We start from the raw sequence: 25,399 nt of genomic DNA, 5'->3' as shown, positions 1-25,399 counted from the left end.
TGGGGCACAGGTGGTGTCGCCGACACCACCGGTACTCATGCCGCACCTCCGCAGAGGCGGGTGGAAAACATGGTCACAGCCTCCTATGTCGTCCTGGCCGCGGGACCGCACGTGTGGGCCGTCCTCGGCGCCTTCGTCGGCGGCCTCGTCATCGTGTGCGCGTTGCTGTGGGCCGTCGGGATGGGCATCGGCGTGATGCGCCGGGAGCCGGACCGGCCCGATGCCGCCGAGCAGCCGCGCCTGCCGGTCACCGGCGCCGTCGAGGAGATCAGCGAGATGCGCGAGCCGGACGAGGTGGAGTGCGAGGACGGGAAGAGGATCCTCCCGCACGAACTGCACGCCGCCGGCACCCGCCGCAGCGACGACCAGCACCGGCACCGCTGGGCCCCGGGCGGCAGCGGATCCTTCGGCAGCGGAGGGCCCGGCGCCCACTGACACCCCACCAGGCCTTCGCACGCACACGGGGCGGTCCCGCAACGGGACCGCCCCGTACGGGTGCTCGCGGCCCGCCGCGACCCGGGCGTCTAGACTCTTGGCGCAACGGCCCGCGTGACCGTGGCCGAGAGCGGGCAGCTACTGCCAGACACCCGAAGGGTATTCGGCGTCTTGATACGCATAGATACAGTCACCAAGCGGTACCCGGACGGCACGGTGGCGGTCGACCGGCTCTCGCTCGAGATACCGGACCGCTCGATCACCGTCCTCGTCGGACCGTCCGGCTGCGGCAAGACCACCACCCTGCGCATGATCAACCGGATGGTGGAGCCGACCGAGGGCGCCATCCTTCTCGACGGCGCCGACATCAGGAAACAGCCCGTCAACTCCCTGCGCCGGTCGATGGGTTACGTCATCCAGAACGCCGGGCTCTTCCAGCACCGCACCATCGTCGACAACATCGCGACCGTGCCCCGGCTGCTCGGCTGGAGCAGGCAGAAGTCCCGTGCCCGGGCCGCGGAGTTGATGGAGCGCGTCGGGCTCGACACGGCGCTCGCCAAGCGCTACCCCTACCAGCTCTCCGGCGGCCAGCAGCAGCGCGTCGGCGTGGCGCGGGCCCTCGCCGCCGACCCGCCGGTGCTGCTGATGGACGAGCCGTTCTCGGCCGTCGACCCGGTGGTGCGCAAGGGACTGCAGGACGAACTCCTGCGCATCCAGGCCGAACTGGGCAAGACCATCGTCTTCGTCACCCACGACATCGACGAGGCCGTCAAGCTCGGCACCATGGTGGCGGTGCTGCGCACCGGCGGCCGGCTCGCCCAGTACGCGCCGCCCGCCGAGCTGCTGACCGCGCCCGCCGACGCCTTCGTGGAGGACTTCCTCGGCGCCGACCGCGGCATCCGCCGGCTGTCGTTCTTCGCCAGCGGAGGGCTGGAGTTGAGGACGGAGCCCATCGTCGCCGTCGACTCCACCGCCGAGCAGATCGCCGCCCGGGCCGCGGCCGACGTCCCCTACCTCCTCGTCACCGACCTCGACGGCAGGCCGCTGGGCTGGAGCGCACCCGAGGACGTCACCGCGGGGCAGCTCGATCCGGCGCGGCTCCTGTCCTGCGGGCGGCCGTTCGAGCACGGCGGCGACTCCCTGCGCGCCGCGCTCGACTGCGCCGTGCTCTCCCCGACCGGCTGGGCGGTCGCCGTGGACGGCGACGGCCGGGCGGTCGGCGTCGTCTCGCAGCAGACCATCGGCGAGGCGATCCGGGGCGCCCACGCCGAGGGGCGCGCCGAGGTGAAGGCCGTCCGGTGAACCGCTTCTTCGACCTCCCCAGCGACCTCCAGCACGACTGGCTCGGTCTGATCGGGCTCCACCTGCGCGAGGCGCTGCTGCCGGTCCTCGCGGGTCTCGTCGTCTCGCTGCCGATCGCCCAACTGTGCGTGCGCTTCCGCTGGTTGTACGCGCCGGTGCTCGGCCTGACGACGGTCCTGTACGCGATTCCGTCGCTGGCCTTCTTCGTGGTCCTCATCGACTACACCGGCCAGACCGAGCTGACCGTGATGATCCCGCTCGCCGTCTACAGCCTGGTGGTGCTGGTCCCGGCCATCGTCGACGGCGTCCGCTCGGTGCCGCAGGAGACGCTCGCCGCGGCCACCGCCATGGGCCTGGGACCCGTACGCCGCTATTTCCAGGTGCAGTTGCCGATCGCCCTGCCCGCCATCTTCGCCGGTCTGCGCGTGGCCGCCGTCTCCAGCATCTCCCTGGTGAGCGTCGGCATGCTGATCGGCAACCAGGGCGCGCTGGGCAACCTGCTGAACGACGCCAACATCTACCACCGGCCCGAACTCGCGGTGAACTCCGTGGTCACCACGGCGGTTCTGGCCATCCTCGTCGACGCGGCCCTGGTCCTGCTGCGACTGCTGCTGACCCCCTGGATGCCGCGCGGCGGCCGCCGACGCGGGCCCCGGGCCGCCGCCGAGGCCCGGCCCGAGCCGGCCTCTTCCACAGCCGAGGAGGCCGCCCGGTGAACGTGCTGCACTTCGTCAACGCCTTCTTCAGCGACAGCGCCCACTGGCACGGCTACGACGGCATCCCCACCCGGCTGGCCGAGCACATCCGCTACTGCCTGATCGCGCTCGCCGTCGCCGCCGCCATCGGGCTGCCCGTCGGCCTGGTCACCGGGCACTACGGGCGCGGCGGCAACACCCTCGCCTTCCTGGCCACCGCCGGGCGGGCCCTGCCCAGCTTCGGCCTGCTGGTGCTGATGACCATCATGGTCGGCTTCGGTCTGCTGCCCGTCATGGTCCCGCTGGTCGTCCTCGCCGTCCCGCCGATCCTGGTGACGACGTACGAGTCGATGCGCTCCGTCGATCCCTCGCCGGTGGACGCCGCGCGGGGCATGGGCATGCAGGAGTCGCGGATCCTGTTCCAGGTGGAGCTGCCCGTCGCGCTCCCGCTGATCCTCAGCGGCCTGCGCTCGGGCGCCATCCAGATCGTCTCCACGGCGACCATCGCCGCCTACGTCGGCATCGGCGGCCTGGGCCGCTACATCATCGACGGGCTCTACCAGCGCAACTACGAGAAGGTCGTGGGCGGCGCCTCCCTGGTCGCCGCGCTGGCGCTGGCCACACTCGCCCTGTTCTGGGCGGCGGCCCGGTTCACGGTGTCCCGGGGCGTGCGGCGCGGCGCGTGAGGCGAGGGCCGCGGCCGCGCGGGCGGAGGCCGTGCCCCCGCCCGCGCGGCCGCGGCCGGCCGCCTCGGCGGTCAGCCGCCGTTCGCGGTCAGCGCCAGTTCCAGCACCACCAGCAGCGCGTCCCGTACGGAGCCGCGCTCGCGGGCGTCGAAGACGACCAGCGGGACGTGTTCGGACACGTCCAGCGCCCAGCGGACCTCCTCCAGGGAGTGCTCCAGGCGGCCGTCGAAGGCGTTGAGGGCCACCGCGAACGGGATGCGCCGGTGCTCGAAGTAGTCGACGGCGGCGTAGCAGTCGTCCAGCCGCCGGGTGTCGACGATGACGAGTCCGCCGACCGCGCCCTCGACGAGGTCGTCCCACATGAAGCCGAAGCGCTCCTGCCCGGGCGTGCCGAACAGGTACAGCTTCAGCGTCGGGTCGATGGTGATGCAGCCGAAGTCCATCGCCACCGTGGTCGTGGTCTTGCGCGGGGTGTGGGTGAGGTCGTCGACACCCGCCGCGACCTCGGTGATGGCCGCCTCGGTGGTGAGCGGCTCGATCTCGGAGATGGAGCCGACGGCGGTGGTCTTGCCCACCCCGAAACCGCCCGCGATCACCATCTTGACCGGCAGCGGCGGACGTACGGCGGGCTGCCCGGCCGTCGGCATGCCGCGGACGAGTTGTTCAGTCGGTGTCACGGAGTACTCCCCGGGAGTCGGGGATGGCCCGCAGGCCATCGATAACCCTGCGCAGGACGGCGGCGTCGTGGGTGGCGCCGGAGTCGGGCACGTGCACCGTCAGATGCCCGGCGGCGCGCAGGTCCTCGGCGAGGACCCGCACCACGTTCAGGTGCAGCCGCAGCCGGGCCGCGAGTTCCGCGACGGACTGCGGCCGGCGGCAGGCGGAGACGATGTCGTGCTGTTCGAAGGCGAGGCCGTCCAGCGCCGTGAGACCGGCGGCGGTGGCCACCACCTGGGTCTCCACGGGCACCGGCCGGCCGGCCGCGGTGGGCGCCACCCGGCCGGCGGTGACCAGGAACGGCCGCACGGCGGGGGCGGGGCCCACCGGGTCGGGGCCCGGGGGCACGGGGCCGTCCGCCATGGGTCCTTCTTCCTTCCTCGACCGGCTGCGGCCGGTCAGCGCGTCGCCGCGGCGCCGACGCTGTTCTTCAGTTCGAGCACCAGCTGCGGGCTGAGCGCCGCGCCGGCCCGGTTGGCGAACAGGGTCATCTCGTAGGCGATGTTGCCGAGTTTCGCCTCCTTGTCGGTGACCACGCCGAGCACCGCGCCGCTGCCGATCGCGGAGACCAGGACGTGGCCGCCCTCCAGGTCGATGATGACCTTGTTGAGCCCGCCGAGCCGGTAGTTGCCGGACGCGCCGGCCGCCAGGCTGGTGATGCCGGAGACGATGGCCGCCAGCCGCTCGGAGTCCGCGTGCTCGCGCAGCTGCGACACGGCGATCAACAGCCCGTCGGAGGAGACGGCGATGGCGTCGACGACGCCCGCGGTCTCGGTCGCGAAGCGGTTGAGCAGCCAGGTGAAGTCTGCTGCGGCGGCCTGCAGGTCGGTCGGCGTGGCGCCTCCTGTCGGCGTGCCACCTGTCGACGTGCTCACTGCTCGGCTCCTTCCGGGAGGTCCTTCTGGTGATGCGTGCGGGGGATGCTGGTCGGGGCGCCGCCCGGGGTGTCGTCGGGGGCGGGGTCGGGCTCGGGCCGCGGGTGCGTGCCGGTGTCGCGGTGCGCGCGTTCCACGGCGGCCTCGAACTCCTCGAGCGCGGACCGTACGGCGTCGGCGTCGGCCTGCCGTACGGGCTCGCGCGGCGGCTGGTGGGCGGTGCCGTCGGCGGCCGTCCGCAGGGTGGCGCCGCGTACGCGGCGGCGCAGGGGGCGGGAGGATGCGCCCTCGGGTGCGGCGGGGCTGGGCGCCCCGGTGTCGGGGGTGACGCCGGGCGCGGTGCCCGTCGTCGTACCGCCGGGGGTGGACTCCGTGCGGGCGCGGGGGATGAGCGGGAGCCGTTCGGCCGCGCCGTCGTGCTCCGGCGCGGTCTCGCGCCGCGGGACGCGACGGGGGAGCGGACCGGGCTGCTCGTCACCGTCGCCGGCCCGGGCGTGCTCCGCCGCCTCGGCGGCTCGCGGCGCGGCAGGGGCTGCGGCGGGCGGGGCCGATGCGGTCGGCGTGGGCGGCTGGGGGGCGGAGAGGTCCAGCGCGGCCGGGTCCGGTGCGAGGGGGCTCAGAGCGGTGCTCGTGGCGGTGGCGTCCGGGGAGCCGGGCGCGGGCCGGCCGGCGGTGTTCAGCCCGTCGGTGTCCGGCCGTCCGGCCGTGTCGCCGGCGTCCACCGCGCTCATGGTCAGCAGCAGGGCGGAGGGGATCAGCACTTCCGCCGTCACCCCGCCGCCCGGCGTGCGGGACAGGGTGACGGACACCTCCCAGCGGCGGGCGAGGGCGCCGACCACGAACAGGCCCAGCACCTTCGTCGGCACCACGTCGAGGCGTTCGCGGCGGATCAGGCGGGCGTTCTCCTCGGCCAGCCGCTCGGCGCTCATGCCCAGACCGTGGTCGGCGACCGCGATCGACGCGCCCTCGGCGCCGGAGCGCACGCCGACCTCGACGGTGCTCCCCCCGGGGGAGAACGACACCGCGTTCTCCAGGAGTTCGGCCACCATCAGCGTGAGGTCGCCGATGATGTCCGGCTGGACCATGACCTCCGTCTCGGCGTGCAGCCGCACCCGCCGGTAGCCCTCGATCTGGCCGAGCGCCGCGCGCACCACGTTGGTGAGCGCGGTGGGGCCGGAGTCCATGACCGTCTCGCGGATGCCGGCCAGCAGCATCAGGCTGTCGGCGTTGCGGCGCAGGCGGACGGCGATGTGGTCGATGGAGTAGAGGCGTTCGAGCAGGACGGGGTCGGTCTCGCCGCGCTCCACCGAGTCGATCAGAGCGAGCTGGCGGGTGGTCAGGTTGCTGACGCGGCGGCCGATGTTGCCGAACATCTCCCCGATGTTGCGGCGGCTGAGCACCTGCCGTTCCAGGAGCGCGGCGGCCCTGGTCTGCACCTGGTTGAACGCCTCGGCGAGGTCGCCGATCTCGTCGCGCGCGGTGACCGGCACGTCCCGCAGCCGCGGCGGGCCGCTGTCGTCGGCGTCGTCGTCGGCCACCCGGGCCAGTTCCCGGCCGGTGGCGGCGGAGACCTCCTGCGCCGCTCCGGTGAGCGCCTGTACGGGCCGGACGACCGAGCGGCGTACGGCCACCGAGAAGGCGAGCCACAGCAGGAAGCCGAGCAGGGCCGAGGCCAGCAGCGCGGCGGCCCGCCACCAGGCGTCGGAGGAGGCGGCGTCGGCCGAGTCGGCGATGTCGTCGATGAGCGAGGAGGCGATCCGGAGCCGGGCGGCGGCCTGCTCGGGGTAGGCGGGGTAGTCGGCCAGCGCGTCTTGGAAGGTGCGCCGGATCTCCTGCGCGCCGTTCGCCTGCAGCCCGCTGGGGTCGATCTGGAGCTCGGCGTACGCCTCGGCGATCTCGCGCTGCGCGGGGGAGTGCTCCATCTCCGCGAGCCGGTCGGCCTGCGCCTCGCCGGCGAACCGGGCGAAGCGGTCGGCCTGGTAGGTGTACAGCTGGTAGGAGCCGACCGCGGCGGTGAACTCGATGAGCGCGTTGGTGTCGCCGGTCGTCGCCGAGAAGACGCTGGTCTCGAAGGAGCTGTGGGCGGCGTCGGCGCGCAGCAGCGAGTCCAGGAGGTTGCCGGTGAAGGTCGCCGCGAGGGCGGCGTTGCGGTCGAGGCCGAGGCCGTCGATCAGGTTCTTGGCGGCGCCCGTGTAGGCCGGGTCGATGTTGTCGGCGGGCAGATGGCTCTGCTCGATGGTGTCGCGCAGACTGCTCAGGCCCTCGATCTCCCGCAGCGCCTGTGCCTCGGTCTCCGGCAGCCGGTCGCCGAACGTGCGCCGTACGACGGCGACCTGGCCGTCCACGGCGGCCTGCGCCTTGCGGTAGGCGGCGGTCGAGGGCCGGTCGCCGAAGCCCGCGGCCTCGTACCGCACGGAGAGCAGGACGGCCTGCTGGTGTTCGGCCTCCACCCGGTCCACCAGGATCGCCACCTGCGAGCTGTCGCGCACCAGTTGGGCGGCGGCGGCCGCGTCCCGGGCCTGTCCGGCCTGGTCGGCGATCAGGTAGGAGAGCAGCAGGGCCACCACCGCCAGCGGCACGCCGACCAGGACGTTGAGCTTGCGCCGGAAGGGCCACCGGTCGGCGAACGCCCGGATGCCGCCCCTGCCGGGCGGGGGCGGCGGAGCCGGCCGGTCGGACGCGTCCACCTGATTCGTGGACACCGGGCCTCCTTCGAAGGGTGTCTCCACCCGGGACGATCGGGACGACGACGAGGCGTGACGACACCCGAGCGGCCCCCGTATACCGCTGTGCCCGACGCCAACTCCCGTGAAATCTACCGTCTTCGGCGAGCGGCCCCCGGCTCGCCCCATGTCAAGAATGGGTTACGAAGCAATCGCTTGTGCTGCACAAGTCCCCACGGATCGAAGCCAATCGGTGACCCGAGGGCTCTTGACTGACCGAGAACCGGCTGGATTGGATCAGTAAGGTGCGGCGTCCCGCATGCCGCGCGCCCTGCCATAGCCCTGATCCCAGCAACTTCTGAGCCCGGAACGGGAATTGTGACTTCTTACGCGAAGAGCACCAGGTCCAGCACGAGGAACTCCGGCGCGATCGCCGTCGCGCTCGCCGCCACCGCGGCACTCGTCGCCGGGTGTTCGTCGTCCTCCGACGGCAAGTCCGGCAGCGACCCGCTCTCGGGCGGCAAGGCGAGCGGTGACGGCGTCGTCGTCGGCTCCAACAACTTCGCCGAGAGCATCCTGCTCGCCGACATCTACGGCGAGGCCCTGAAGGCCAAGGGCGTCAAGGTCACCTACAAGCCCAACATCGGCAGCCGCGAGACCACTTACGGGCTGCTGAAGAACGGCTCGATCACCGTGCTGCCCGAGTACAACGGCGCGCTGCTGGCCTACCTCGACAAGAACGCCGCCCCCAAGACGGTCGCCGCCACCACCGCCGCGATCAACGCCAAGCTCGACCCGGCGCTCACGCTGCTGGAGCCGGCGCCCGCGCAGGACAAGGACTCGGTCACGGTCAACGCCGAGACGGCGAAGAAGTACCACCTGACCGCGGACTCCTCCATCGCCGACCTCAAGGACGTCGCCAAGGACCTGGTCATCGGCGGCTCGCCGGAGTTCCAGACCCGGCAGCAGGGCCTGGAAGGCCTGAAGTCGGTCTACGGGCTGCAGTTCAAGTCCTTCAAGGCGCTGGACGCCGGCGGCCCGCTGACGCAGGCGGCGCTGAAGAAGAACACCGTGCAGGCCGCCGACCTCTTCACCACGGACACGACCATCAGCAAGGAGAAGTTCATCGTCCTGAAGGACCCGAAGAACCTCTTCGGGTTCGAGAACGTCCAGCCGCTCGTCTACAAGAGCGGGCTCGACCAGAAGGGCGTGGAGGCGCTCAACGCGGTCTCCGCCAAGCTGGACACGGCCACCCTGCTGGAGCTGGACACCCAGGTGCAGTCGCAGAACAAGGACCCGCTGGACGTGGCCAGGGCCTGGCTGAAGTCCGCCGGCCTGGTCTGACGCTCCAGGGACCGCGCGGACAGGCACGTGGACACGACCGCCGACGGCACGGGACGGCCGCCCGAGGTCCCTCCGGCCGTCCCGCTCGCGCCTGCCGCCTCGCTCGTCCCCGCCGATCCGGCCTCGCCGGCCGATCCGGTCCCGCCGGGCGTCCCGCTCCTGCCCGACGGCCCCGTCTCGCCGGGCCGCCGGGACGCCGGGGCCGTGACGGACCACGGGGACGTGCGAGTCGCCCCGGACCGGGAGCACGCCCGCCCGGCCCCGGACGGCGGGGAGAGCGGCGGCGCGCCGGAGCACGGGCGGATCCGGGTCGTCCTGGACGGCCGGGGACTCGGCCTGGCCGGGCTGATCCGGCTCGCCGACGCCACGGCCGAGCCCGTGGTGGCGCCGGAGGCGTTCGAACGGGCGCACCGCTCCTGGCGGGCGGCCGGCCGGCTCGCCGGGGCGGGCCGCCTGTACGGCAGGGGCACGGGGGTGGGCGCCCACCGCTCGGTGCCGGTCGACGCCCGGGAGGAGACCGGGCACGGGCTGCGGCTGCTGCGCAGCCACGCGGGCGGCGCGGGCGCCGAACTTCCGGTCCGGCAGGTGCGGGCGATGCTGGCGGTCCGCGCCAACCAGCTGCTGGCCGGCGGCTCCGGCATCCAGCCCGCCTTCGTCACCGCCCTCGCCGAGGCCCTCCGCCTCGACGTCCACCCGGCCGTCAACGAGTACGGCGGCCTCGGCACCGGCGATCTGACGGCCCTGGCCCAGACGGGCCTGACGCTGATCGGGGAACGCCCCTGGCACCGGGGCCCGGACGCCGCCGACGCCTCGGCGCGGCTGCCCGCGCCGGTCGCTCTGCGGCCCGGTGACGCGCTCGCCCTGCTCAGCAGCAACGCGCTCACCCTCGCCCAGGCCGCACTCGGCTGCCACGACCTCGACGTGCTGCTGCGGGCCACCCACGCCGTGGCGGCCCTGTCGCTCGCGGCCGTCTCCGGATCCCTTGAGGCGTACGCCGCCGAGGTGCACGCCGTGCGGCCCTATCCGGGAGCCGCCCGCGCGGCGGCCGAGGTGCGGCGGCTGCTCGGCGCGCCCGACGGGCCGCCCGGCACGGCCGGCCGCCGGATCCAGGACCCCTTCGGCTTCCGGGCCTTCCCTCAGGCGCACGGACCCGCCCTCGACGCCGCCGACGCGCTGCGCCGCATCGTCGAGGTCGAGGTCAACTGCCCCTCGGAGAACCCGCTGATCGCCCCCGACGGCACGGCGGCCCACCACCACGGCGGCTTCTACGCGGCGCCGGTCGGCCTCGCCCTGGACGGCCTGAACCTCGCCGTGCTGCAGACCGCCCAGCTGTCCGCGGCCCGGCTCGCCGCACTGGGCCGCCCCGACCTCACCGCTCTGCCGGCCTTCCTGGCCGCCGGACCGGCGGGCAGCTCGGGCACGATGATCCTGGAGTACACCGCCCACTCGGCCCTCGCCGAACTGCGCGGCTGTGCCGTACCCGCGTCGGCCGGTCATGCGGTGCTGTCCCACGGCCTGGAGGAGGCCGCGAGCTTCGCCTCCCAGGCGGCCCGGCAGACCCTGCGCGCGGTGGACGCCTACGCCACCGTACTGGCCTGCGAACTCGTCGTCGCCGTGCGGGCGTTGCGCATGCTTCCGGATCCGCCGGCCGTCGCGGCGTTCACCGTCGCGGACGCGGCCCTGCCGACCGGCGCCGAGGACCGCCCGCTGACGGCGGACGTGACGGCCGCGGTGGAACTGCTGCCGGCCCTGGCCGGGCTCTGACGCCACCGGCCCGCCCGGTCTCCCTCCCCCGCGCGCCGCGCGCCGCACTCGGCCGGGCCGGCCGCCGGACGCGGCCGGCCCGGCGCGGGTTCACCCGGCGGGCGGGCGCCGCGTCAGAGGTCGAACTCGTGCGGGGGCAGGTCCAGCGTGAAGCAGGCCTCGCGGACCACGGCCTGCTCGCTCTTGTCGAAGTCGCCGTCCGCGCCGCCGATGACGATGCCGATCTGGATGACGGCACGCGCCTCGGCCGGCTTCTTCTTGGCCTTGGCGATCTCCTGGAGCACGCTCACCTTGCCGAACGCGAAGTCGGCGGTCAGCTTGTTCAGGTTCTCCTCGAAACGGCGGCGCAGGTCGTCCGCGGGGAAGTTCTGCAGGACCTCGTTGGTGGCGATCAGCTGGGCGACGCGCTGCCGCTCCGAGGGGTCGACGGTGCCGTCGGCGGCGGCCACGAGCGCGCACATCGCCATGCTCGCGTCGCGGAACGCGCCGCTCTTGAGGTCGTTCTTCTTCGCCACCAGCTGGGTCTGCATCTGCGTCGCGGAGTCCTTGATGCGGTCCCACAGGGCCATGTGCTCTCCAAGTGTCGTGTCAGCCCCGCACGAAAGGCGCCGTACGGGGGTGGTGCCTGAAGCCATTTCTGTTTCTACAACGACGTAGAAACTGACGGCGTCCCGGAAAGGTTCCCGGGACCGCTCCGGTAAGCGGGCCGGGGAAGAAGCCGCCCGGTGATGTCACGGAGGCGGGCGGCATCGGCGGCGAGGTGCCGCCCGGAGCACACCCGAACGTTCGCAGTGCAAACACGACGACCGTGCGCACGGCCCGCCCGCGCCGGTCCGGCGGGGCCCGAGCGGACGAGGGCGACCGAGGTCATTGCGGGTTCAACTGCCCGTGGCGGCACCCTTGTCGGGCACCGAGGGGGGTGGGTTATCGTGTGTATGCAGCAAACGAACGGCACGCCCGTGCGTCACCACCCTGGAGTGCTCTCTCCATGCCGAGGCAGTTACGCGCCGAGCAGACGCGCACGACCATCATCACGGCGGCGGCCGACCTGTTCGACCGGCGCGGCTACGAACGGACCAGCCTCGGCGACATCGCCGAGCACGCCCGCGTGACCAAAGGCGCCCTCTACTTCCACTTCGCGGCCAAGGAAGACCTGGCCCACGCCATCATGGAGCTCCAGTCGCGGGCCGCCCGCAAAGCGGTGAGCGACGTCGACGGGCGGGGCTGCCCGTCGCTGGAAGCCCTGATGCGCATCACCTTCGCCTTCACCCGGCTCTGCGTGGAGGACCCCGTCGCCCGCGCCGAACTCCGGCTCGTCACCGGGGGAGTGGGGGTGCGGCCGCCGCTGCGGCACCCCTTCACCGAGTGGCTGGAGATCGCCACGCGCAAGCTCGTCGGCGCGGTCCGGGAGGCAGACGTCCACCCGGACGTCGACGTGCACGCGGCCGCGCACTCCCTCGTCTGCCTCCTCGTCGGCGCCCGGCTCACCGGACCGGCCCTGGAACCGGTGGCACGGCTGCCGCGCCGGACGACCGAGATGTGGCACCTCGTGATCCGCGGACTGGTGCCGGTGCCCCGCCGGCCCCGCTATCTGTCCCTGGCCACCCAACTGGCGCGCGAGGTCCGCGTGGTGCCGGCGTCCGTGGGCAGGGCGGCCGGGCCGCCGCGTTGACCGGCCGCGGCCGCCGACAGGCCGTTTCGGCCCCGGTTCACGCGATGGTGTGATCGCGCGGGGGCGGACGGATGGCGCCGGAGCGTCCCGGGTAGGGCCGGGCCATGACGCAGCAGCCCTTCCGACTCCCGCACTTCTACATGCCGTATCCCGCACGGCTCAACCCGCACCTCGACGAGGCCCGCGCCCACTCCACCCGGTGGGCGCGCGAGATGGGCATGCTGGAGGGCTCCGGCATCTGGGAGCAGGCCGACCTCGACGCGCACGACTACGGACTGCTGTGCGCCTACACCCACCCCGACTGCGACGGGCCCGCGCTCTCCCTCATCACCGACTGGTACGTGTGGGTCTTCTTCTTCGACGACCACTTCCTGGAGACCTTCAAGCGCGGCCAGGACCGCGCCGGCGGCAAGGCCTACCTGGACCGGCTGCCCCTGTTCATGCCGCTCGACCTCGCCGCCCCCGTCCCCGAGCCGCGCAACCCGGTCGAGGCGGGACTCGCCGACCTGTGGGCGCGCACCGTCCCCTCGATGACCGAGGACTGGCGACGGCGGTTCGCGGTGGCCACCGAGCACCTGCTGAACGAGTCGATGTGGGAGCTGTCCAACATCAACGAGGGGCGGATCGCCAACCCCGTCGAGTACATCGAGATGCGCCGCAAGGTCGGCGGCGCGCCCTGGTCGGCGGGACTCGTGGAGTACGCGACCGCCGAGGTGCCCGCCTCCGTCGCCGGGTCGAGGCCGCTCAGGGTGCTGATGGAGACGTTCTCCGACGCCGTGCACCTGCGCAACGACCTGTTCTCCTACCAGCGCGAGGTGGAGGACGAGGGGGAGCTGAGCAACGGCGTGCTCGTCCTGGAGACCTTCTTCGGCTGCACCACCCAGGAGGCCGCCGACAGCGTCAACGACGTCCTCACCTCGCGGCTGCACCAGTTCGAGCACACCGCGCTCACCGAGGTACCCGCACTCGCCGTGGAGCACGGCCTCACCCCGGACCAGGTGGCGGCGGTCGCCGCGTACACCAAGGGACTGCAGGACTGGCAGTCCGGCGGCCACGAATGGCACCTGCGCTCCAGCCGGTACATGAACAAGGGGGCCCGCCCGGACAGCCCCTGGCGGCGACCGGCCGGGCCCGGCGTCTCCGCGGCCGACGTGGGTGCGCTGCTCGCGGCGGCGGGCGCCGAACGCCTGCGCGCCTACACCCACGTGCCGTACCAGAAGGTCGGTCCCTCGCTCCTCCCCGACTTCCGCATGCCCTACCCGCTGGGGCTCAGCCCGCACCTGGACCGCGCCCGGCGCACGCTCCTCGACTGGTGCCACCGAACGGGCATCCTGGAGGAGGGCGTGTGGGACGAGGACAAGCTCGCGGCCTACGACCTGGCGCTGTGCTCCGCGGGCATCGACCCGGACGCCACTGCGGAGGCGCTCGACCTGAGCGCCCAGTGGCTCGCCTTCGGCACCTACGGCGACGACTACTACCCGCTGGTCTACGGCCACCGCCGCGACCTGGCCGCCGCGAAGGTGACCACGGCCCGCCTGTCCGCCTGCATGCCCGTCGACGGGGAGGAGGCGATCGTTCCCCGGGACGCGATGGAGCGCGCGCTGAGCGACCTGTGGGCGCGCACCACCGGCGAGATGACCCCCGACCAGCGGCGCACCCTCAAGCACGCGATCGACTCCATGACCGAGAGCTGGGTGTGGGAGCTGTCCAACCAGCTGCAGAACCGGGTCCCCGACCCCGTCGACTACCTGGAGATGCGCCGCGCCACCTTTGGCTCGGACCTCACCCTGAGCCTGTGCCGGATGGGGTACGGCCCGGCGATCCCGCCCGAGGTCTACCGCTCCGGCCCGGTCCGCTCCCTGGAGAACGCGGCCGTCGACTACGCCTGCCTGCTCAACGACGTCTTCTCCTACCAGAAGGAGATCGAGTACGAGGGCGAGATCCACAACGCGCTCCTCGTCGTGCAGCACTTCTTCGGCATCGACTACCCGGCCGCGCTCGCCGTCGTCCACGACCTGATGACCCAGCGCATGCGCCAGTTCGAGCACGTGGTCGCCCATGAACTGCCCGTCGTGTACGACGACTTCGAGCTGTCGAAGGAGGCCCGTACGGCCATGGAGGGGTATGTCGCCGACCTCCAGAACTGGATGTCCGGCATCCTCAACTGGCACCGGGAGGTCGACCGCTACAAGGCCGAGTGGCTGGCCGGCCGCGCCCACGTCTTCCTGCCCGACCGCCCGCCGGCCCCCGCCCTGCCCGTCCGTCCGCCGGCCCCCGTCCTGCCGGTCGGCTGACCCCCGCGCGGCCGGCGTCCGCGCGGGCGCCGGCCGGAGGAGACCGATGGAACCCACCGTGTTGCGTCCCAAGCCCATGCCCGGCCAGGAGCCCGGCGGGGCGGCCCGGCGCGGACCCGTCCGCCGGCCGTCTCCCGAGCAGCCCCGGCGCGGCCGGCGGCTCGCGGCCGTGGCGTCCGTCCTGCTCGCCGGTCTGATCCTGCTCCTGGCGGGGATCGGCCTCGGCACGGTGGGCGCCACGCTGATCGGACTGAGGCTGGCGGGCGGGTAGCGGCGGCGGGCGGGCACGGGCGTGCGGAGCGCGCCGGGCCGGGGCGTGGGCGGGGCCGGACCGCCGGGGGAGCCGGACCGCAGGGGGGCCGGGCCGCCGGGGGAGCCCGACCGCCGGCTCCCGCCGCCCGGGGACGACGAGCCACGGCTGCCCCGGCGGACACGCACCGCAAGGGACGACAGAGGCCCGCGCACCGAGCCGGCAGGGCCCCACGCACTAATATGTGCGTGAAAACCACTGGTCGCGCGGTCGCCCGGCCGGCCAGGATCAGCGCGCGCCGCTAACGAGGGAGGCCGACCGCTCGCGCGGCTCCGTGCGTGCGGGCAGGATGCTGCCCGTAGCCCCGCATCGCACGCCCGACCGCACAGGGAGGCCTGGATGACCGGCATCGCGCCCGCGCCCTTCACCGCCGACGACTACCGGGCCCGGATGGCACGCGCGTCCCGGGCCGCAGCCGACGCCGGACTCGCCGGACTGCTGGTGTCCCCCGGCCCGGACATGGTCTGGCTCACCGGCTACGCGCCCACCGCCGTCACCGAACGGCTCACGCTGCTCGTCCTGGCCGCCGGGCAGGACCCCGTCCTCGTCGTCCCCACACTGGAGGCCCCGGACGCCGCCCGGGCCGACGGCGCCCCCGCGCTGACCCTGCGCGACTGGACCGACGGCAAGGACCCCTACGCCGTCACCGCCTCCCTGCTCGACGGCGACGGGCGCTTCGGCATCAGCGACAACACCTGGGCCATGCACCTGCTCGGCCTGCAGCGGACCCTGCCCGGCACCGCCTACACCTCCCTCACCACGGCCCTGCCCATGCTGCGCGCCGTCAAGGACGCCGCCGAACTGGACCTCATGGCGGCCGCGGCGGCAGCCGCCGACGCGACGTTCGAGGAGATCCGCAAGGTCCCCTTCAGCGGCCGGCGCGAGTCCGAGATCGGCGCCGAACTCGCCGGACTGCTGCGGATGTTCGGCCACTCCCAGGTGGACTTCACCATCGTCGGCTCCGGACCCAACGGCGCCAACCCGCACCACGAGATGGGCGACCGCGTCATCGAGCGCGGCGACATGGTCGTCCTCGACTTCGGCGGTCTGAAGGACGGCTACGGCTCCGACACCACCCGCACCGTCCACGTCGGCGAACCCACCGACGAGGAGCGCCGCGTGCACGACATCGTGCGCGAGGCCCAGGAAGCCGGCTTCCGCGCCGTGCGCCCCGGCGTCGCCTGCCAGGAGGTCGACCGGGCCGCCCGCGCGGTCATCGCGGAGGCCGGGTACGGCGAGTACTTCATCCACCGCACCGGCCACGGCATCGGCGTCACCACGCACGAGCCGCCCTACATGATCGAGGGGGAGGAGCAGCCCCTCGTGCCCGGCATGTGCTTCTCCGTGGAGCCCGGCATCTACCTGCCCGGCCGCTTCGGGGTGCGTATCGAGGACATCGTCACCGTCACCGAGGACGGGGGCCGCCGCCTCAACGACACCACCCGCGACATGGTCCTGGTGGACTGACCGGCCCGGCAGCCCCTCCCGCAGATCGGAACGACACGGCGCGACGATGACCCAGGCACCGACCCCCACCGCGGACACCGTCCGCCGGCTGGTCCGCACCCTGCTCAAGGACGGCGGGGACACCGCGTCCGGCCCCGACGTCCGGCCCGTCGCCGAAGGCGGCGGGCACGGCGCCTGGTGGGTCGGCTCCCGCCATGTGCTGCGCCTCGCCCCCGACCGGGAGGCCGCCGTGCGCCGGCGGTGCGAACTGCGGCTGCGCGATCTGGCCCGCCCGCACCTGCCGACGGCGGTGCCGACGAGCGTCGCGCACGGCGAGTGGGCGCCCGGACTGACGTACACGCTGGACGCGAGGATCCCCGGCGGCACGGCGGAGAGCCATGAGGTGTCCGCGCTCGGCGAGGACGATCTGGCCGGGCTGCTCACCGGACTGCGTGAGGTGCCCGTCCGGCAGGCCGGGACGCTCGGCGTGCCGCGCACCGCGCCCCGCTCGCTGGAGGCGCTGCGCCGGATGGCCGCGCACGCCGCCGAACAGCTCGGGAAGGCGGACGAGTTCGATCCCGCGCGCATGGCCCAGCTCGCCGGACCGGCCGCGGCCCAGCTCGCCGCCCAGCCGAACACCGCGGTGCTCGTCCATCACGGTCTCACGGCCGAACACCTGGTGGTCGGCGCCGACGGACGGGTGCGCGGCGTCCTCGGCTGGGGGGACGCGGTGATCGGCGACCCGGCCGAGGACATCGCCGGGCTCGCCCGCGCCGTCGGTTCCCCCGCCGCCGTGCGCGCCGCCACCTTGGCCGGCTACGGCGCCCGTCCCTGTCTGCGCGGCCTGTGGCTGGCCCGCTGCGACACCGTGATCCGGCTCGCCGAACGCCTCGAGGGCCGCGATGACACCCCGCTGCCGTTGCTGCGGACCCAGCTGCGGCACGCCTGGGAGGCGATCCTGCTGGAGCGGGTGACGGAGTTCCGCGAGGACGGCACGGACCCCGGGGACCAGGAGCCGTAGCGGCCCACCGGACGGGCACCGTGGCCCGTACGGCGCCCACGCCCCCGCCCCGCGCCCGCGGAGCCGCCCGCCACGCCACGAGCCGCGACCGCCCGGCGGGCGCGGGCGTGGGCCGGTGGCCGTCCGCGCGTCCCCGCTCAGCCCTGGAGCAGCACCACGCACGACTGGCCGGGCAGGTGCAGCATCCCGTCCTCGCCGGGCGCCGCCACCGGATCCCACGCGGCGAGCACCCGCACCGGACGGGAGCCCAGCGGGATCGCCGCCGGCTCCTTGCCCAGGTTCACCGCCACCCGCACGTCCCCGCGCCGGAACGCGAGCCAGCGGCCCCCCTCGTCGAAGGCGACCTTCGTGTCGGCGAGGTCCGGGTCGGTGAGGTCCGGCTGCTCGCGCCGCAGCGCGGTCAGCCGCCGGTACCAGTCGAGCACGCGCGCGTGCGGCTCGCGTTCCGGCTCGCTCCAGTCCAGGCAGGAGCGGTCCCGGGTGGCCGGGTCCTGCGGATCGGGCACGTCCTCCTCCGCCCAGCCGTGCGCGGCGAACTCCCGCCGACGGCCCCGGCGCACCGCCTCGGCCAGCTCCGGGTCGGTGTGGTCGGTGAAGTACTGCCACGGCGTGCCGGCCGCCCACTCCTCGCCCATGAACAGCATCGGCGTGAACGGCGCCGTCAGGGTCAGCGTCGCCGCGCAGGCCAACAGGCCGGGGGAGCCGGCGAGGAGCGAGGACAGCCGGTCGCCCTGGGCCCGGTTGCCGACCTGGTCGTGGGTCTGGCTGTAGCCGAGCAGCCGGTGCCCGGCCACCCGGGTCCGGTCCAGCGGCCTGCCGTGCCGCCGCCCCCGGAAGCTGGAGAAGGTGCCGTCGTGGAAGTAGCCGCCGGTGAGCGTCTTGGCGAGGGCCGCGAGCGGAGCCCGCCCGAAGTCGGCGTAGTACCCCTGCGCCTCGCCGGTCAGCGCGGTGTGCAGCGCGTGGTGGAAGTCGTCGTTCCACTGGGCGTCCAGACCCAGGCCGCCCTCCGCGCGCGCGGTGACCAGTCGCGGGTCGTTCAGGTCCGACTCGGCGATCAGGAACAGCGGACGGCCCAGGACGGCGGCGAGCGCGTCCACCGCCGCGGACAGCTCCTCCAGGAAGTGGCACGCGCGCGTGTCCACCAGCGCGTGCACCGCGTCCAGGCGCAGGCCGTCGAGCCGGTAGTCGCGCAGCCACGCCAGCGCGCTGCCGACCAGGAAGTCCCGCACCTCGTCCGAGCCGGGCGCGTCCAGATTCACGGCGGAGCCCCACGGAGTCTGGTGCGTGTCGGTGAAGTACGGGCCGAACGAGGGCAGGTAGTTGCCCGAGGGGCCCAGGTGGTTGTGCACCACGTCCAGCACCACGCCGAGGCCCAGTTCGTGCGCCCGGTCCACGAACCGCTTCAGACCCTCGGGACCGCCGTACGGCTCGTGCACCGCCCATGGCGAGACCCCGTCGTACCCCCATCCGTCGCGGCCGGGGAACGGGCACACCGGCATCAACTCGACGTGCGTCACGCCGAGTCCGACCAGGTGCTCCAGACGGGCGGCCGCGGCCTCGAAGGTGCCCTCGGGCGTGAACGTGCCCACGTGCAGCTCGTAGAGCACCGCACCCGGCAGCGGGCGTCCGGGCCGGTCGGCGGTGCGCCACGCGTAGCGCGCGTGGTCGACGACGGCGCTCAGCCCGTCCGGGCCGTCCGGCTGCCGCCGCGAACGCGGATCGGGCAGCACCTCGCCGCCGTCCAGCGCGAACCCGTACCGCGAGCCGTCCCGCGCCTCGGCCTCGCCGGTCCACCAGCCCGCGCGCTGCGGATCACGCTCCAACGCGCGCGTGGCGCCGTCGCACTGGAGCGTCACTCGGCCGGCCTGTGGTGCCCACACCTCGAACTGCACGGACGGTTCCCCTTCGTCTGCTCACCGTGATGTAGCCCGTCCATGGTGCGGCAAACGAGATCAATCCGCTTCGGAATCCGCCCTTTTACGGCGGGTGTCGCCGGATCCGGCCGACGGCGGTCCCTTTCCGTCATACCGGACGGGCGCGGCCGCGCCCGGCCCGTGGCCCGGACCTCACCCTGGGAAGCCGGTCAAGTGCGTTTTCGGACGGAGGCGTTGACGCCCGGGCCGCGACGTGACTGACTGTGCGTACAGCATGCACATGCGGTGAACCGACTGTGCCGTCCTCGCGGAGGTGCGCCCTGCCGCCACTGCAGCGTTTCCCGTCCGTGGACGAGCTGGGCGCCCGCGCCGCCGCACTCGTCGCCCGCCGTCCCGTCGACGCCCGGCTGCGCCGCGTCGGCGCCTCCCGCGCCGGTACGCCCCTGTGGCTGCTCTCCGTGGGCCACGGAGACCGCCAGGCTCTGGTCGTCGCCGGACCGCACGCCAACGAACCCGTGGGCGGCGCCACCGTCCTGCGACTCGCCGAACGGCTCCTCGCCGACGGCGCGGCCGGCGAGGGCGCCGACGTCACCTGGAACCTGCTGCTGTGCCTCGACCCCGACGGCTCGCGCCGCAACGAGGGCTGGCTCACCGGCCCTTACACCCTCGGCACCTACTTCCGGAACTTCTTCCGGCCGGGCTTCCTCGAACAGCCCGAATGGCTGCCCGACGGCGCCGCCTCCGCCGCCCTGCCGGAGACCCGCGCGCTGCTCGCCCTCCAGGACGAACTGCGGCCCTTCCTCCAGTGCTCGCTGCACGGCGTCGACGTCGGCGGCGGCTTCGTCGAACTGACCCGTGAGCTGCCGGGCCTCGCCCAGCGCGTCGCCCACACCGCGGCCCGCCTCGGCGTCCCGCGCGAACTGGGCGCCTACGACTGCCTGTACTGGCCGGGTCTCGGCCCCGCCGTCTACCGCATACCGCCGCCCCGCCCGAGCGGTCTGGTCGCCGCCATCACCGAGGCGGCCGTCGAGTCGACCTGGCTCCATCCGCACCGGCACGGCACCCTGACCGCCGTCGTCGAGGCCCCGATGTGGGGCGTCGCCGCCGTCGCCGACGGCTCGCCGCCCGCCGACCGGGACGCGGTCCTGCGCGCCGTGAGCCGGGCCCTGCGCCACGACACCCAGCTCCTGCGGCGGCTCCTGGACCGGGTCCGTCCGCACCTGGCCGCCGTGCCGGACGCGGCCGTGCTGCTCGCGCCGGTCGACGACTACCTCCTCGTCTGTCCCGAACTCGCCGACGCCTGGGACCCCGACACCGGCGTGGCGCGCCCGCTGCCGCCGCTGACCAACGCCCATCTGACCGCCCTGCGCATCGCCGGCCGCCGGCTGGCCCTGCGCACCGCCGGACTGCTGCACCGGCTGGTGCGCGCCGCCGGGCACGACCGGGCCGGCGTGCTGCCCGACCTCGACCGGCTCGTCGACCAGTGGTGCGCCGACTACCGCGAGAACCTCCAGGCGCGCTGGATACCGGTCGCCCGGCAGGCCGAGTTCCAGACCCGCGTGGTGCTCGCCGCCTGCGAACTGGCCGCACGGCGCCCGAGTGCGCGTTCCCGTTCGGGTGAGCCGGACTGGGGTGCGCCGGCCATCGTGCCGATACCCGGGGAATGAACCACTTCACCAAGGCGACGGCCCTGCTGCGGCGCGGTGCGACCGCGGCGGCGGCCGTCCTCCTCACGGCGGCCCTCCCGGTCCAGGCCGCCCACGCCGTGCAGGCGCCCCGGCCGCACCCCCGCCACACCGACCAGGGCGACTGGCTCTACCTCCAGGTCACCCGCGGCGACGAGCGCACCGGCGACAGCCGGGGCGCCCTGCTGCGGTGCGACCCGCCCCAGGGCCACTCGCACGCCTCCGCCGCCTGCGCCCAGCTCCGCTCGGCCGGCGGCGACATCCGCGTCATCCCGCGCAAGGAGGTGTTCTGCTCGATGATCTACGCGCCGGTGACCGTGCAGGCGCGCGGGCAGTGGCAGGGGCGGGCGGTCGACTACACGGAGACCTTCCCGAACGCGTGTGTGATGAGGGCCCGGACGGGGGACGTGTTCGCGCTGGACGGGTGAAGGCGCGGAGGGCCGCCGACGGCAGGCGGCCATCGGTCGTCGGCCGGTGCCCCGGTGCCCCGGTGACCAGTGGCCGATCGACGGTGACCGGGCGTTCGCGTCTCCGCGCCCGTCCGGTCACCAGCCGTGTCAGGGAAGCGACCGCGCGGAGGATCGTTTCATCAGATCGTCAGCTCGCGAGCGTGGTGGGCGGTCGCCAGCACCGTACGGCTCTGGTGCTCGACCTGGTGGTCCACCGGCACCCAGCGGGCCCGGAAGCGGGAGGCGAAGGCCTCGCTCCAGCCCGCCACCAGGCGCTCCAGCTCCGGCACGGCCGGGTCGCCGGCCTCCCGCAGCACCCGCAGCAGCATCGCCGCCGCCCTGAGCGGCAGCCGGCGGCCGAACGCGTCCACGCTGCCGATGTACGCCCGCGTCGTGTCGGCCGGCGGAGTGCGCACCCAGTCCGCGGCCAGACCCGGCACCAGGCCCAGCCCCCACTTCGCCGCCCGCAGCAGCGGCCCGTTCTCGCCGTCCAGCCGGGGCAGCGCCTCGGCGAGCACCACCTCCACCTGCCGAGCGTCCCGCAGCAGCCGGGCCGCCAGCCGCCGTTGCGCCCCCGCCGGATCCGGGTGCGGAGCCGGATCGTCGACCAGATCGCTCGCCCACATCGGCACCTCCACCACGGCGGTCAGGCCGCCGTGGCGGTGCGCGTCGTACCAGGTGCTGCGCCGGGCGTCGTCCGGCAGACTCGGGTACGCCGGGTCGGCGCCGGGCGCCGGCATCACCCGCACACCCGGTCCGGACACCGGCCAGCCCGCCGCGTCGCAGGCTCCCGTCTCCACCGGTATGTGCAGTTCGGCCGCCGACTTGCCGAACGGCTCGGCGAGTCCGGGCACGTCCCGGGTCAGCTGCACCCAGCTGCCGCCCAGCTCGGTGCCGTGCAGCGACACCTGGAGGTAGGGCCGCAGCGCGTCGAGGACGCCGGTCAGCGCGCGCGTCTCGGGCGGCAGCCGGTCGGGCGGCAGCGCGGACGGCGACCACTCCGGCTGCTCGGGCCCGGCGGGCCGGAAGAAGCCGAGGTGGTAGTCGAAGAGGCTGCTGGGGGCCGGCGTCACGTGCAGACTCGCCCCGTCCGGGTCGGCGCACAGCAGGAAGTGCCAGGAGACGCCGTCCCGCAGCCGGGGCTCGTCCACGACCCGGCGGACCAGGGCGAGGAGGGTGGCGCCGCCGGAGGGCTCGTTGGCGTGCGCGCCGGCGACCACCAGCACGGCCCGCCGGGCGTGCCCGACGGACAGCAGGCGCAGCGGCCTGCCCGCGCGGGACGCGCCGACCTGCTCCAGCCCGCACAGGTGCGGGCGGCGCGCGGCCACTTCCCGGGCCGAGGAGACCAGTTCGGGAACGCTGGGATAGCGCGGATCCGGCAGCAGACTCACCCCCGTACTCGTCCGCCAGGCTTCGCCTTCGCAGTACCCCACGGACACGGGCGGCTGTCAAGAACGAACCGCCCCCGCGCCCCGCCCACGACCGGCCGTCCCGAACCCACGCCCGCCTGCCGCCGGCTGTCCGTCCGGCGCACACGCCCGCCCGTCCGCCACCCGCTCGCGGACCGCTCACCGCGTCCCGGACGGCTCCGCCACGCGCTCCAGCAGTGCCACCGGTAGCCGCTCGAACAGCTCCGCCGTGCGCACCTCCCCCTCGAACTCCCGCTCGGGCGCCAGCACGTCCGCCCACCGGCCCGGCGGCAGCGGCAGCCGGGTGTCGCGCCAGCCGCCCGCCTGCGCCAGCCGCAGCGACAGCCGGGTCACCGCGGTCAGCACCTGCCCGGAGCGGGTGAACGCCACGCAGTGGGCCGCCGCCGTCCCCTCGGCGGTCAGCGGCGCGTACGCCGCCCGGTCGCCGAAGACCTCGGGCAGGCGGGCGCGCAGCCGCAGCGCCGCCGCCGTCACCGCGCCCTTGTCGCCCGCCCCGTGCGCCGGGAACCGGGCCGGTCGCCGGTTGTCCGGGTCCACCAGGGCCCGGTACTCGGCCTCCGTGCCCTGGTACAGGTCGGGCACGCCCGGCATCGTCAGGTGCACCAGGGCCGTGCCGAGGACGTTCGCCCCGATGTGCGGCTCCAACGCCCGGAGCAGGGCCGCGACCCGCTCGCCCGGCGCCCCGCAGGGCCCCTCGGTGACGAACCGCTCCACCGCCTCCTCGTACGGGGGTTCCTGCTCCGTCCAGCTGGTGCCGAGACCGGCCTCGCGCACATGCTTGAGCATCGCCTGCCGCACCCGCTCGGGCTCGGCCGGTCCCAGCCCGAACACCGTCTGCCAGGCCGCCCAGGCCAGTTGGCCGTCCGGGGCGGTGACACCGGCGTCGGACACCTCCGCCAGCACGTCCGCCCACCGCTGCGGGCACTCGGTCAGCACGGCCAGCGCGGCCCGTACGTCCGCGCTGCGCTTGGTGTCGTGCGTGGAGACGACGGTCCCGGTCGCGGGCCACTCGCGCTGGAGGTGCGCGCAGTACGCGTGGAAGTCCTCAGGGGAGACGGCCGGACGCCCCGGGTCGCCGCCGACCTCGTTCGCCGACAGCAGCGGCACGTACCGGTAGTAGGCGGTGTCCTCGACGGACTTGGCGCGCAGCGCGGAGGCGGTCTGCGCGAAGCGGGTGCGGAACTCCTCCGCGTCCGGTCCCTCGCCGGCGCGGCCCAGCACCAGATCGCGCACGACGTCCACGGCCTCGCCCTCCTCGGGCACCGCGAAGGCGAGCCGGGCCTCGGCGGCGGCCTCCTCGGTGACCACCGAGGCGGGGTCCACGGAGGCGTAGGGCCGGTAGACCTGGAGGCGGACCAGCAGTTCCCGCAGCGCGGTGCGCAGCGCCCAGGGGGCGCGGTCGCGCAGCGCGGGGTCGGGCGAGGCGGTGCACACGCGGTGCGCGGCGCGGGTCAGCCGCTCCGTCTCGGCGGCCAGCTCGTGCGTGATCACCTCGTACGCCGCCCGGCGCGCCGTCGCCGCCCAGTCGCCGCCGCGGTCGGTCTGCGGGGCGGCGAAGCGCCGGTAGGCGGCGAGCAGTTCGGCGGCCCCGGTCGGGTCGGCGAACAGGCCGTCGACGTGGCGCAGGGCGTCGTAGCCGGTGGTGCCGGCGACGGGCCAGGACGCGGGCAGGTGCTCGCCGTCGGAGAGGATCTTCTCCACGACCGTCCACCGGCCGCCGGTGGCCGTGTGCAGCCGGTCGAGGTAGGTGTCGGGGTCGGCGAGCCCGTCGGGGTGGTCGACGCGCAGGCCGTCGACGACGCCCTCGCGCAGCAGCTGGAGGACCTTGGCGTGGGTCGCCTCGAACACCTCCGGGTCCTCCACCCGCACCCCGATCAGCTGCGAGATGCTGAAGAAGCGCCGGTAGTTGAGCTCGGTGCGGGCCAGCCGCCACCACACCGGGCGGTACCACTGGGCCTCCAGCAGCTCGGGCAGGGGCATCCCCGCGGTGCCCTCGCGCAGCGGGAGGACGTGGTCGTAGTAGCGCAGGACGTCGCCGTCGGCCTTCAGCTCGCCGAGCTCCTTGCCGACCGGACGGCCGAGTACCGGCAGCAGCACCTTGCCGCCCTGGGCCTCCCAGTCGATGTCGAACCAGCGGGCGTACGGCGACGCCGGCCCCTCCCGCAGCACCTCCCACAGGGCGCGGTTGTGCTCGGGCGCCACCGCCATGTGGTTGGGGACGATGTCCAGGACCAGGCCGAGCCCGTGCTCGCGCGCGGTGCGGGACAGCGCGCGCAGCCCCTCCTCGCCGCCGAGCTCGTCGCGCACACGCGTGGGGTCGACGACGTCGTAGCCGTGCGGGGATCCCGGGACGGCCTCCAGGACCGGGGACAGATGCAGGTGGGAGACGCCGAGCGAGGCCAGATGGGGAACGGCCGCCGCGGCGGCGGCGAACGGGAGGTCCGGCTGGAGCTGGAGCCGGTAGGTGGCCGTGGGCACGACGGGTTCGGGGCGCTCGGGTGTCATGGAGAGCTACGTACCCGCCCGGCCGCCTTTCGTGCCGCCGGCCCGCCGGGCGCCCTCGGCCTCACCCGGGCGGACCCGGCGGCCCGCCCGGGCAGAACCCGGCGCCCACCCGGATGGGCGACCGCCAGGGTTCACCCGACTGGGGGACCGAACGGCCCCCCGGCCTCGGGTCTCTCGTCGGGATCAGGCCGGAGCAGGGCGCGGTGCCGGGGCACGCGAGCCCTGACATGGT

The 25,399-nt window shown here is 74.4% G+C and carries 21 protein-coding genes; 13 read left to right on the top strand and 8 right to left on the bottom strand.

Annotated elements, in window-relative coordinates:
* The first annotated feature begins 69 nt into the window (after window positions 1-69).
* From ACH5A8_RS08290 to ACH5A8_RS08275, 4 genes are all read left to right on the top strand, one after another.
* On the top strand, window positions 70-435 hold the full coding sequence (locus tag ACH5A8_RS08290; protein WP_398999271.1) for a DUF6479 family protein: 366 nt from the start codon (window positions 70-72) through the stop codon (window positions 433-435).
* A 171-nt stretch (window positions 436-606) separates the two neighbouring features.
* A complete protein-coding gene (locus ACH5A8_RS08285; protein ID WP_398999269.1) occupies window positions 607-1,737 on the top strand; it encodes an ABC transporter ATP-binding protein in 1,131 nt (376 codons plus the stop codon).
* A complete protein-coding gene (locus ACH5A8_RS08280) occupies window positions 1,734-2,453 on the top strand; it encodes an ABC transporter permease (RefSeq protein ID WP_398999267.1) in 720 nt (239 codons plus the stop codon). Before ACH5A8_RS08285 ends, ACH5A8_RS08280 begins: the two co-directional genes overlap by 4 nt.
* A complete protein-coding gene (locus ACH5A8_RS08275) occupies window positions 2,450-3,118 on the top strand; it encodes an ABC transporter permease (protein WP_398999265.1) in 669 nt (222 codons plus the stop codon). The genes ACH5A8_RS08280 and ACH5A8_RS08275 overlap by 4 nt, the downstream gene beginning before the upstream one ends.
* 71 nt (window positions 3,119-3,189) lie before the next feature.
* Here the strand turns inward: ACH5A8_RS08275 and ACH5A8_RS08270 are convergent, their stop codons facing one another.
* From ACH5A8_RS08270 to ACH5A8_RS08255, 4 genes are read right to left on the bottom strand one after another with little or no spacing between them, the layout of a single operon-like run.
* Window positions 3,190-3,795 carry a GTP-binding protein gene (locus ACH5A8_RS08270; protein ID WP_398999263.1) on the bottom strand — a complete coding sequence of 202 codons (606 nt, stop codon included), beginning with the start codon at window positions 3,793-3,795 and terminating at the stop codon, window positions 3,190-3,192.
* Entirely contained in the window at window positions 3,782-4,198 is a 417-nt protein-coding gene (locus ACH5A8_RS08265) for a DUF742 domain-containing protein (protein WP_398999261.1), read from the bottom strand. Before ACH5A8_RS08265 ends, ACH5A8_RS08270 begins: the two co-directional genes overlap by 14 nt.
* A 35-nt stretch (window positions 4,199-4,233) precedes the next feature.
* The gene (locus tag ACH5A8_RS08260; protein ID WP_398999259.1) at window positions 4,234-4,710 is read right to left on the bottom strand and encodes a roadblock/LC7 domain-containing protein; all 477 of its coding nucleotides are present in this window, start codon (window positions 4,708-4,710) and stop codon (window positions 4,234-4,236) included.
* On the bottom strand, window positions 4,707-7,412 hold the full coding sequence (locus ACH5A8_RS08255; protein ID WP_398999257.1) for an ATP-binding protein: 2,706 nt from the start codon (window positions 7,410-7,412) through the stop codon (window positions 4,707-4,709). Before ACH5A8_RS08255 ends, ACH5A8_RS08260 begins: the two co-directional genes overlap by 4 nt.
* Window positions 7,413-7,751: 339 nt before the next feature.
* Here ACH5A8_RS08255 and ACH5A8_RS08250 point away from each other — a divergent pair, with 339 nt between their 5' ends.
* On the top strand, window positions 7,752-8,717 hold the full coding sequence (locus ACH5A8_RS08250) for an ABC transporter substrate-binding protein (protein ID WP_398999255.1): 966 nt from the start codon (window positions 7,752-7,754) through the stop codon (window positions 8,715-8,717).
* A 303-nt stretch (window positions 8,718-9,020) separates the two neighbouring features.
* Window positions 9,021-10,481: an aromatic amino acid ammonia-lyase gene (locus ACH5A8_RS08245; protein WP_398999802.1), complete on the top strand. Its 1,461-nt coding sequence runs from the start codon at window positions 9,021-9,023 to the stop codon at window positions 10,479-10,481.
* Between the two features lie 113 nt (window positions 10,482-10,594).
* Here the strand turns inward: ACH5A8_RS08245 and ACH5A8_RS08240 are convergent, their stop codons facing one another.
* Complete coding sequence (locus ACH5A8_RS08240; RefSeq protein WP_398999253.1) at window positions 10,595-11,050, bottom strand: tellurite resistance TerB family protein; 456 nt, start codon at window positions 11,048-11,050, stop codon at window positions 10,595-10,597.
* A 419-nt stretch (window positions 11,051-11,469) separates the two neighbouring features.
* Here ACH5A8_RS08240 and ACH5A8_RS08235 point away from each other — a divergent pair, with 419 nt between their 5' ends.
* From ACH5A8_RS08235 to ACH5A8_RS08215, 5 genes are all read left to right on the top strand, one after another.
* On the top strand, window positions 11,470-12,153 hold the full coding sequence (locus ACH5A8_RS08235; RefSeq protein WP_398999251.1) for a ScbR family autoregulator-binding transcription factor: 684 nt from the start codon (window positions 11,470-11,472) through the stop codon (window positions 12,151-12,153).
* Between the two features lie 104 nt (window positions 12,154-12,257).
* Entirely contained in the window at window positions 12,258-14,447 is a 2,190-nt protein-coding gene (cyc2, locus tag ACH5A8_RS08230) for a germacradienol/geosmin synthase Cyc2 (protein ID WP_398999249.1), read from the top strand.
* 46 nt (window positions 14,448-14,493) lie between these two features.
* A complete protein-coding gene (locus ACH5A8_RS08225) occupies window positions 14,494-14,718 on the top strand; it encodes a hypothetical protein (RefSeq protein ID WP_398999247.1) in 225 nt (74 codons plus the stop codon).
* 378 nt (window positions 14,719-15,096) lie between these two features.
* Entirely contained in the window at window positions 15,097-16,224 is a 1,128-nt protein-coding gene (locus tag ACH5A8_RS08220) for an aminopeptidase P family protein (RefSeq protein WP_398999244.1), read from the top strand.
* 46 nt (window positions 16,225-16,270) lie between these two features.
* Entirely contained in the window at window positions 16,271-17,224 is a 954-nt protein-coding gene (locus tag ACH5A8_RS08215; RefSeq protein ID WP_398999242.1) for an aminoglycoside phosphotransferase family protein, read from the top strand.
* A 137-nt stretch (window positions 17,225-17,361) separates the two neighbouring features.
* Here the strand turns inward: ACH5A8_RS08215 and treZ are convergent, their stop codons facing one another.
* Window positions 17,362-19,116 (bottom strand): malto-oligosyltrehalose trehalohydrolase, encoded by a 1,755-nt coding sequence (treZ, locus tag ACH5A8_RS08210; protein WP_398999240.1) that lies wholly within the window; start codon window positions 19,114-19,116, stop codon window positions 17,362-17,364.
* A gap of 329 nt (window positions 19,117-19,445) precedes the next feature.
* Between treZ and ACH5A8_RS08205 the strand changes: the two genes are divergently transcribed.
* Entirely contained in the window at window positions 19,446-20,765 is a 1,320-nt protein-coding gene (locus ACH5A8_RS08205) for a M14 family zinc carboxypeptidase (protein WP_398999238.1), read from the top strand.
* On the top strand, window positions 20,762-21,211 hold the full coding sequence (locus tag ACH5A8_RS08200; protein WP_398999237.1) for an SSI family serine proteinase inhibitor: 450 nt from the start codon (window positions 20,762-20,764) through the stop codon (window positions 21,209-21,211). The genes ACH5A8_RS08205 and ACH5A8_RS08200 overlap by 4 nt, the downstream gene beginning before the upstream one ends.
* A 161-nt stretch (window positions 21,212-21,372) precedes the next feature.
* Here ACH5A8_RS08200 and ACH5A8_RS08195 read toward each other — a convergent pair whose 3' ends face one another.
* Together ACH5A8_RS08195 and treY are read right to left on the bottom strand one after the other, a co-directional pair.
* Window positions 21,373-22,623 (bottom strand): M14 family zinc carboxypeptidase, encoded by a 1,251-nt coding sequence (locus ACH5A8_RS08195; RefSeq protein ID WP_398999236.1) that lies wholly within the window; start codon window positions 22,621-22,623, stop codon window positions 21,373-21,375.
* Between the two features lie 177 nt (window positions 22,624-22,800).
* A complete protein-coding gene (gene treY / locus ACH5A8_RS08190) occupies window positions 22,801-25,167 on the bottom strand; it encodes a malto-oligosyltrehalose synthase (RefSeq protein WP_398999235.1) in 2,367 nt (788 codons plus the stop codon).
* Window positions 25,168-25,399: the final 232 nt, after the last annotated feature.

This window comes from Streptomyces sp. NPDC018610 (assembly GCF_044391765.1).
Classification (GTDB): Bacteria; Actinomycetota; Actinomycetes; order Streptomycetales; family Streptomycetaceae; genus Streptomyces.
Note: the sequence above shows the minus strand (reverse complement) of the source record. Positions and strands in the feature narration are given on the sequence as shown.

What these genes read in the sequence shown, in the direction of transcription:
- ACH5A8_RS08290 (WP_398999271.1), top strand. Translation starts at nt 70, where the DNA reads ATGGTCACAGCCTCCTATGTCGTCCTGGCCGCGGGACCGCACGTGTGG.
- ACH5A8_RS08265 (WP_398999261.1), bottom strand. Translation starts at nt 4,198, where the DNA reads ATGGCGGACGGCCCCGTGCCCCCGGGCCCCGACCCGGTGGGCCCCGCC.
- ACH5A8_RS08240 (WP_398999253.1), bottom strand. Translation starts at nt 11,050, where the DNA reads ATGGCCCTGTGGGACCGCATCAAGGACTCCGCGACGCAGATGCAGACC.
- ACH5A8_RS08235 (WP_398999251.1), top strand. Translation starts at nt 11,470, where the DNA reads ATGCCGAGGCAGTTACGCGCCGAGCAGACGCGCACGACCATCATCACG.
- cyc2 (WP_398999249.1), top strand. Translation starts at nt 12,258, where the DNA reads ATGACGCAGCAGCCCTTCCGACTCCCGCACTTCTACATGCCGTATCCC.
- ACH5A8_RS08225 (WP_398999247.1), top strand. Translation starts at nt 14,494, where the DNA reads ATGGAACCCACCGTGTTGCGTCCCAAGCCCATGCCCGGCCAGGAGCCC.
- ACH5A8_RS08220 (WP_398999244.1), top strand. Translation starts at nt 15,097, where the DNA reads ATGACCGGCATCGCGCCCGCGCCCTTCACCGCCGACGACTACCGGGCC.
- ACH5A8_RS08215 (WP_398999242.1), top strand. Translation starts at nt 16,271, where the DNA reads ATGACCCAGGCACCGACCCCCACCGCGGACACCGTCCGCCGGCTGGTC.
- ACH5A8_RS08200 (WP_398999237.1), top strand. Translation starts at nt 20,762, where the DNA reads ATGAACCACTTCACCAAGGCGACGGCCCTGCTGCGGCGCGGTGCGACC.
- treY (WP_398999235.1), bottom strand. Translation starts at nt 25,167, where the DNA reads ATGACACCCGAGCGCCCCGAACCCGTCGTGCCCACGGCCACCTACCGG.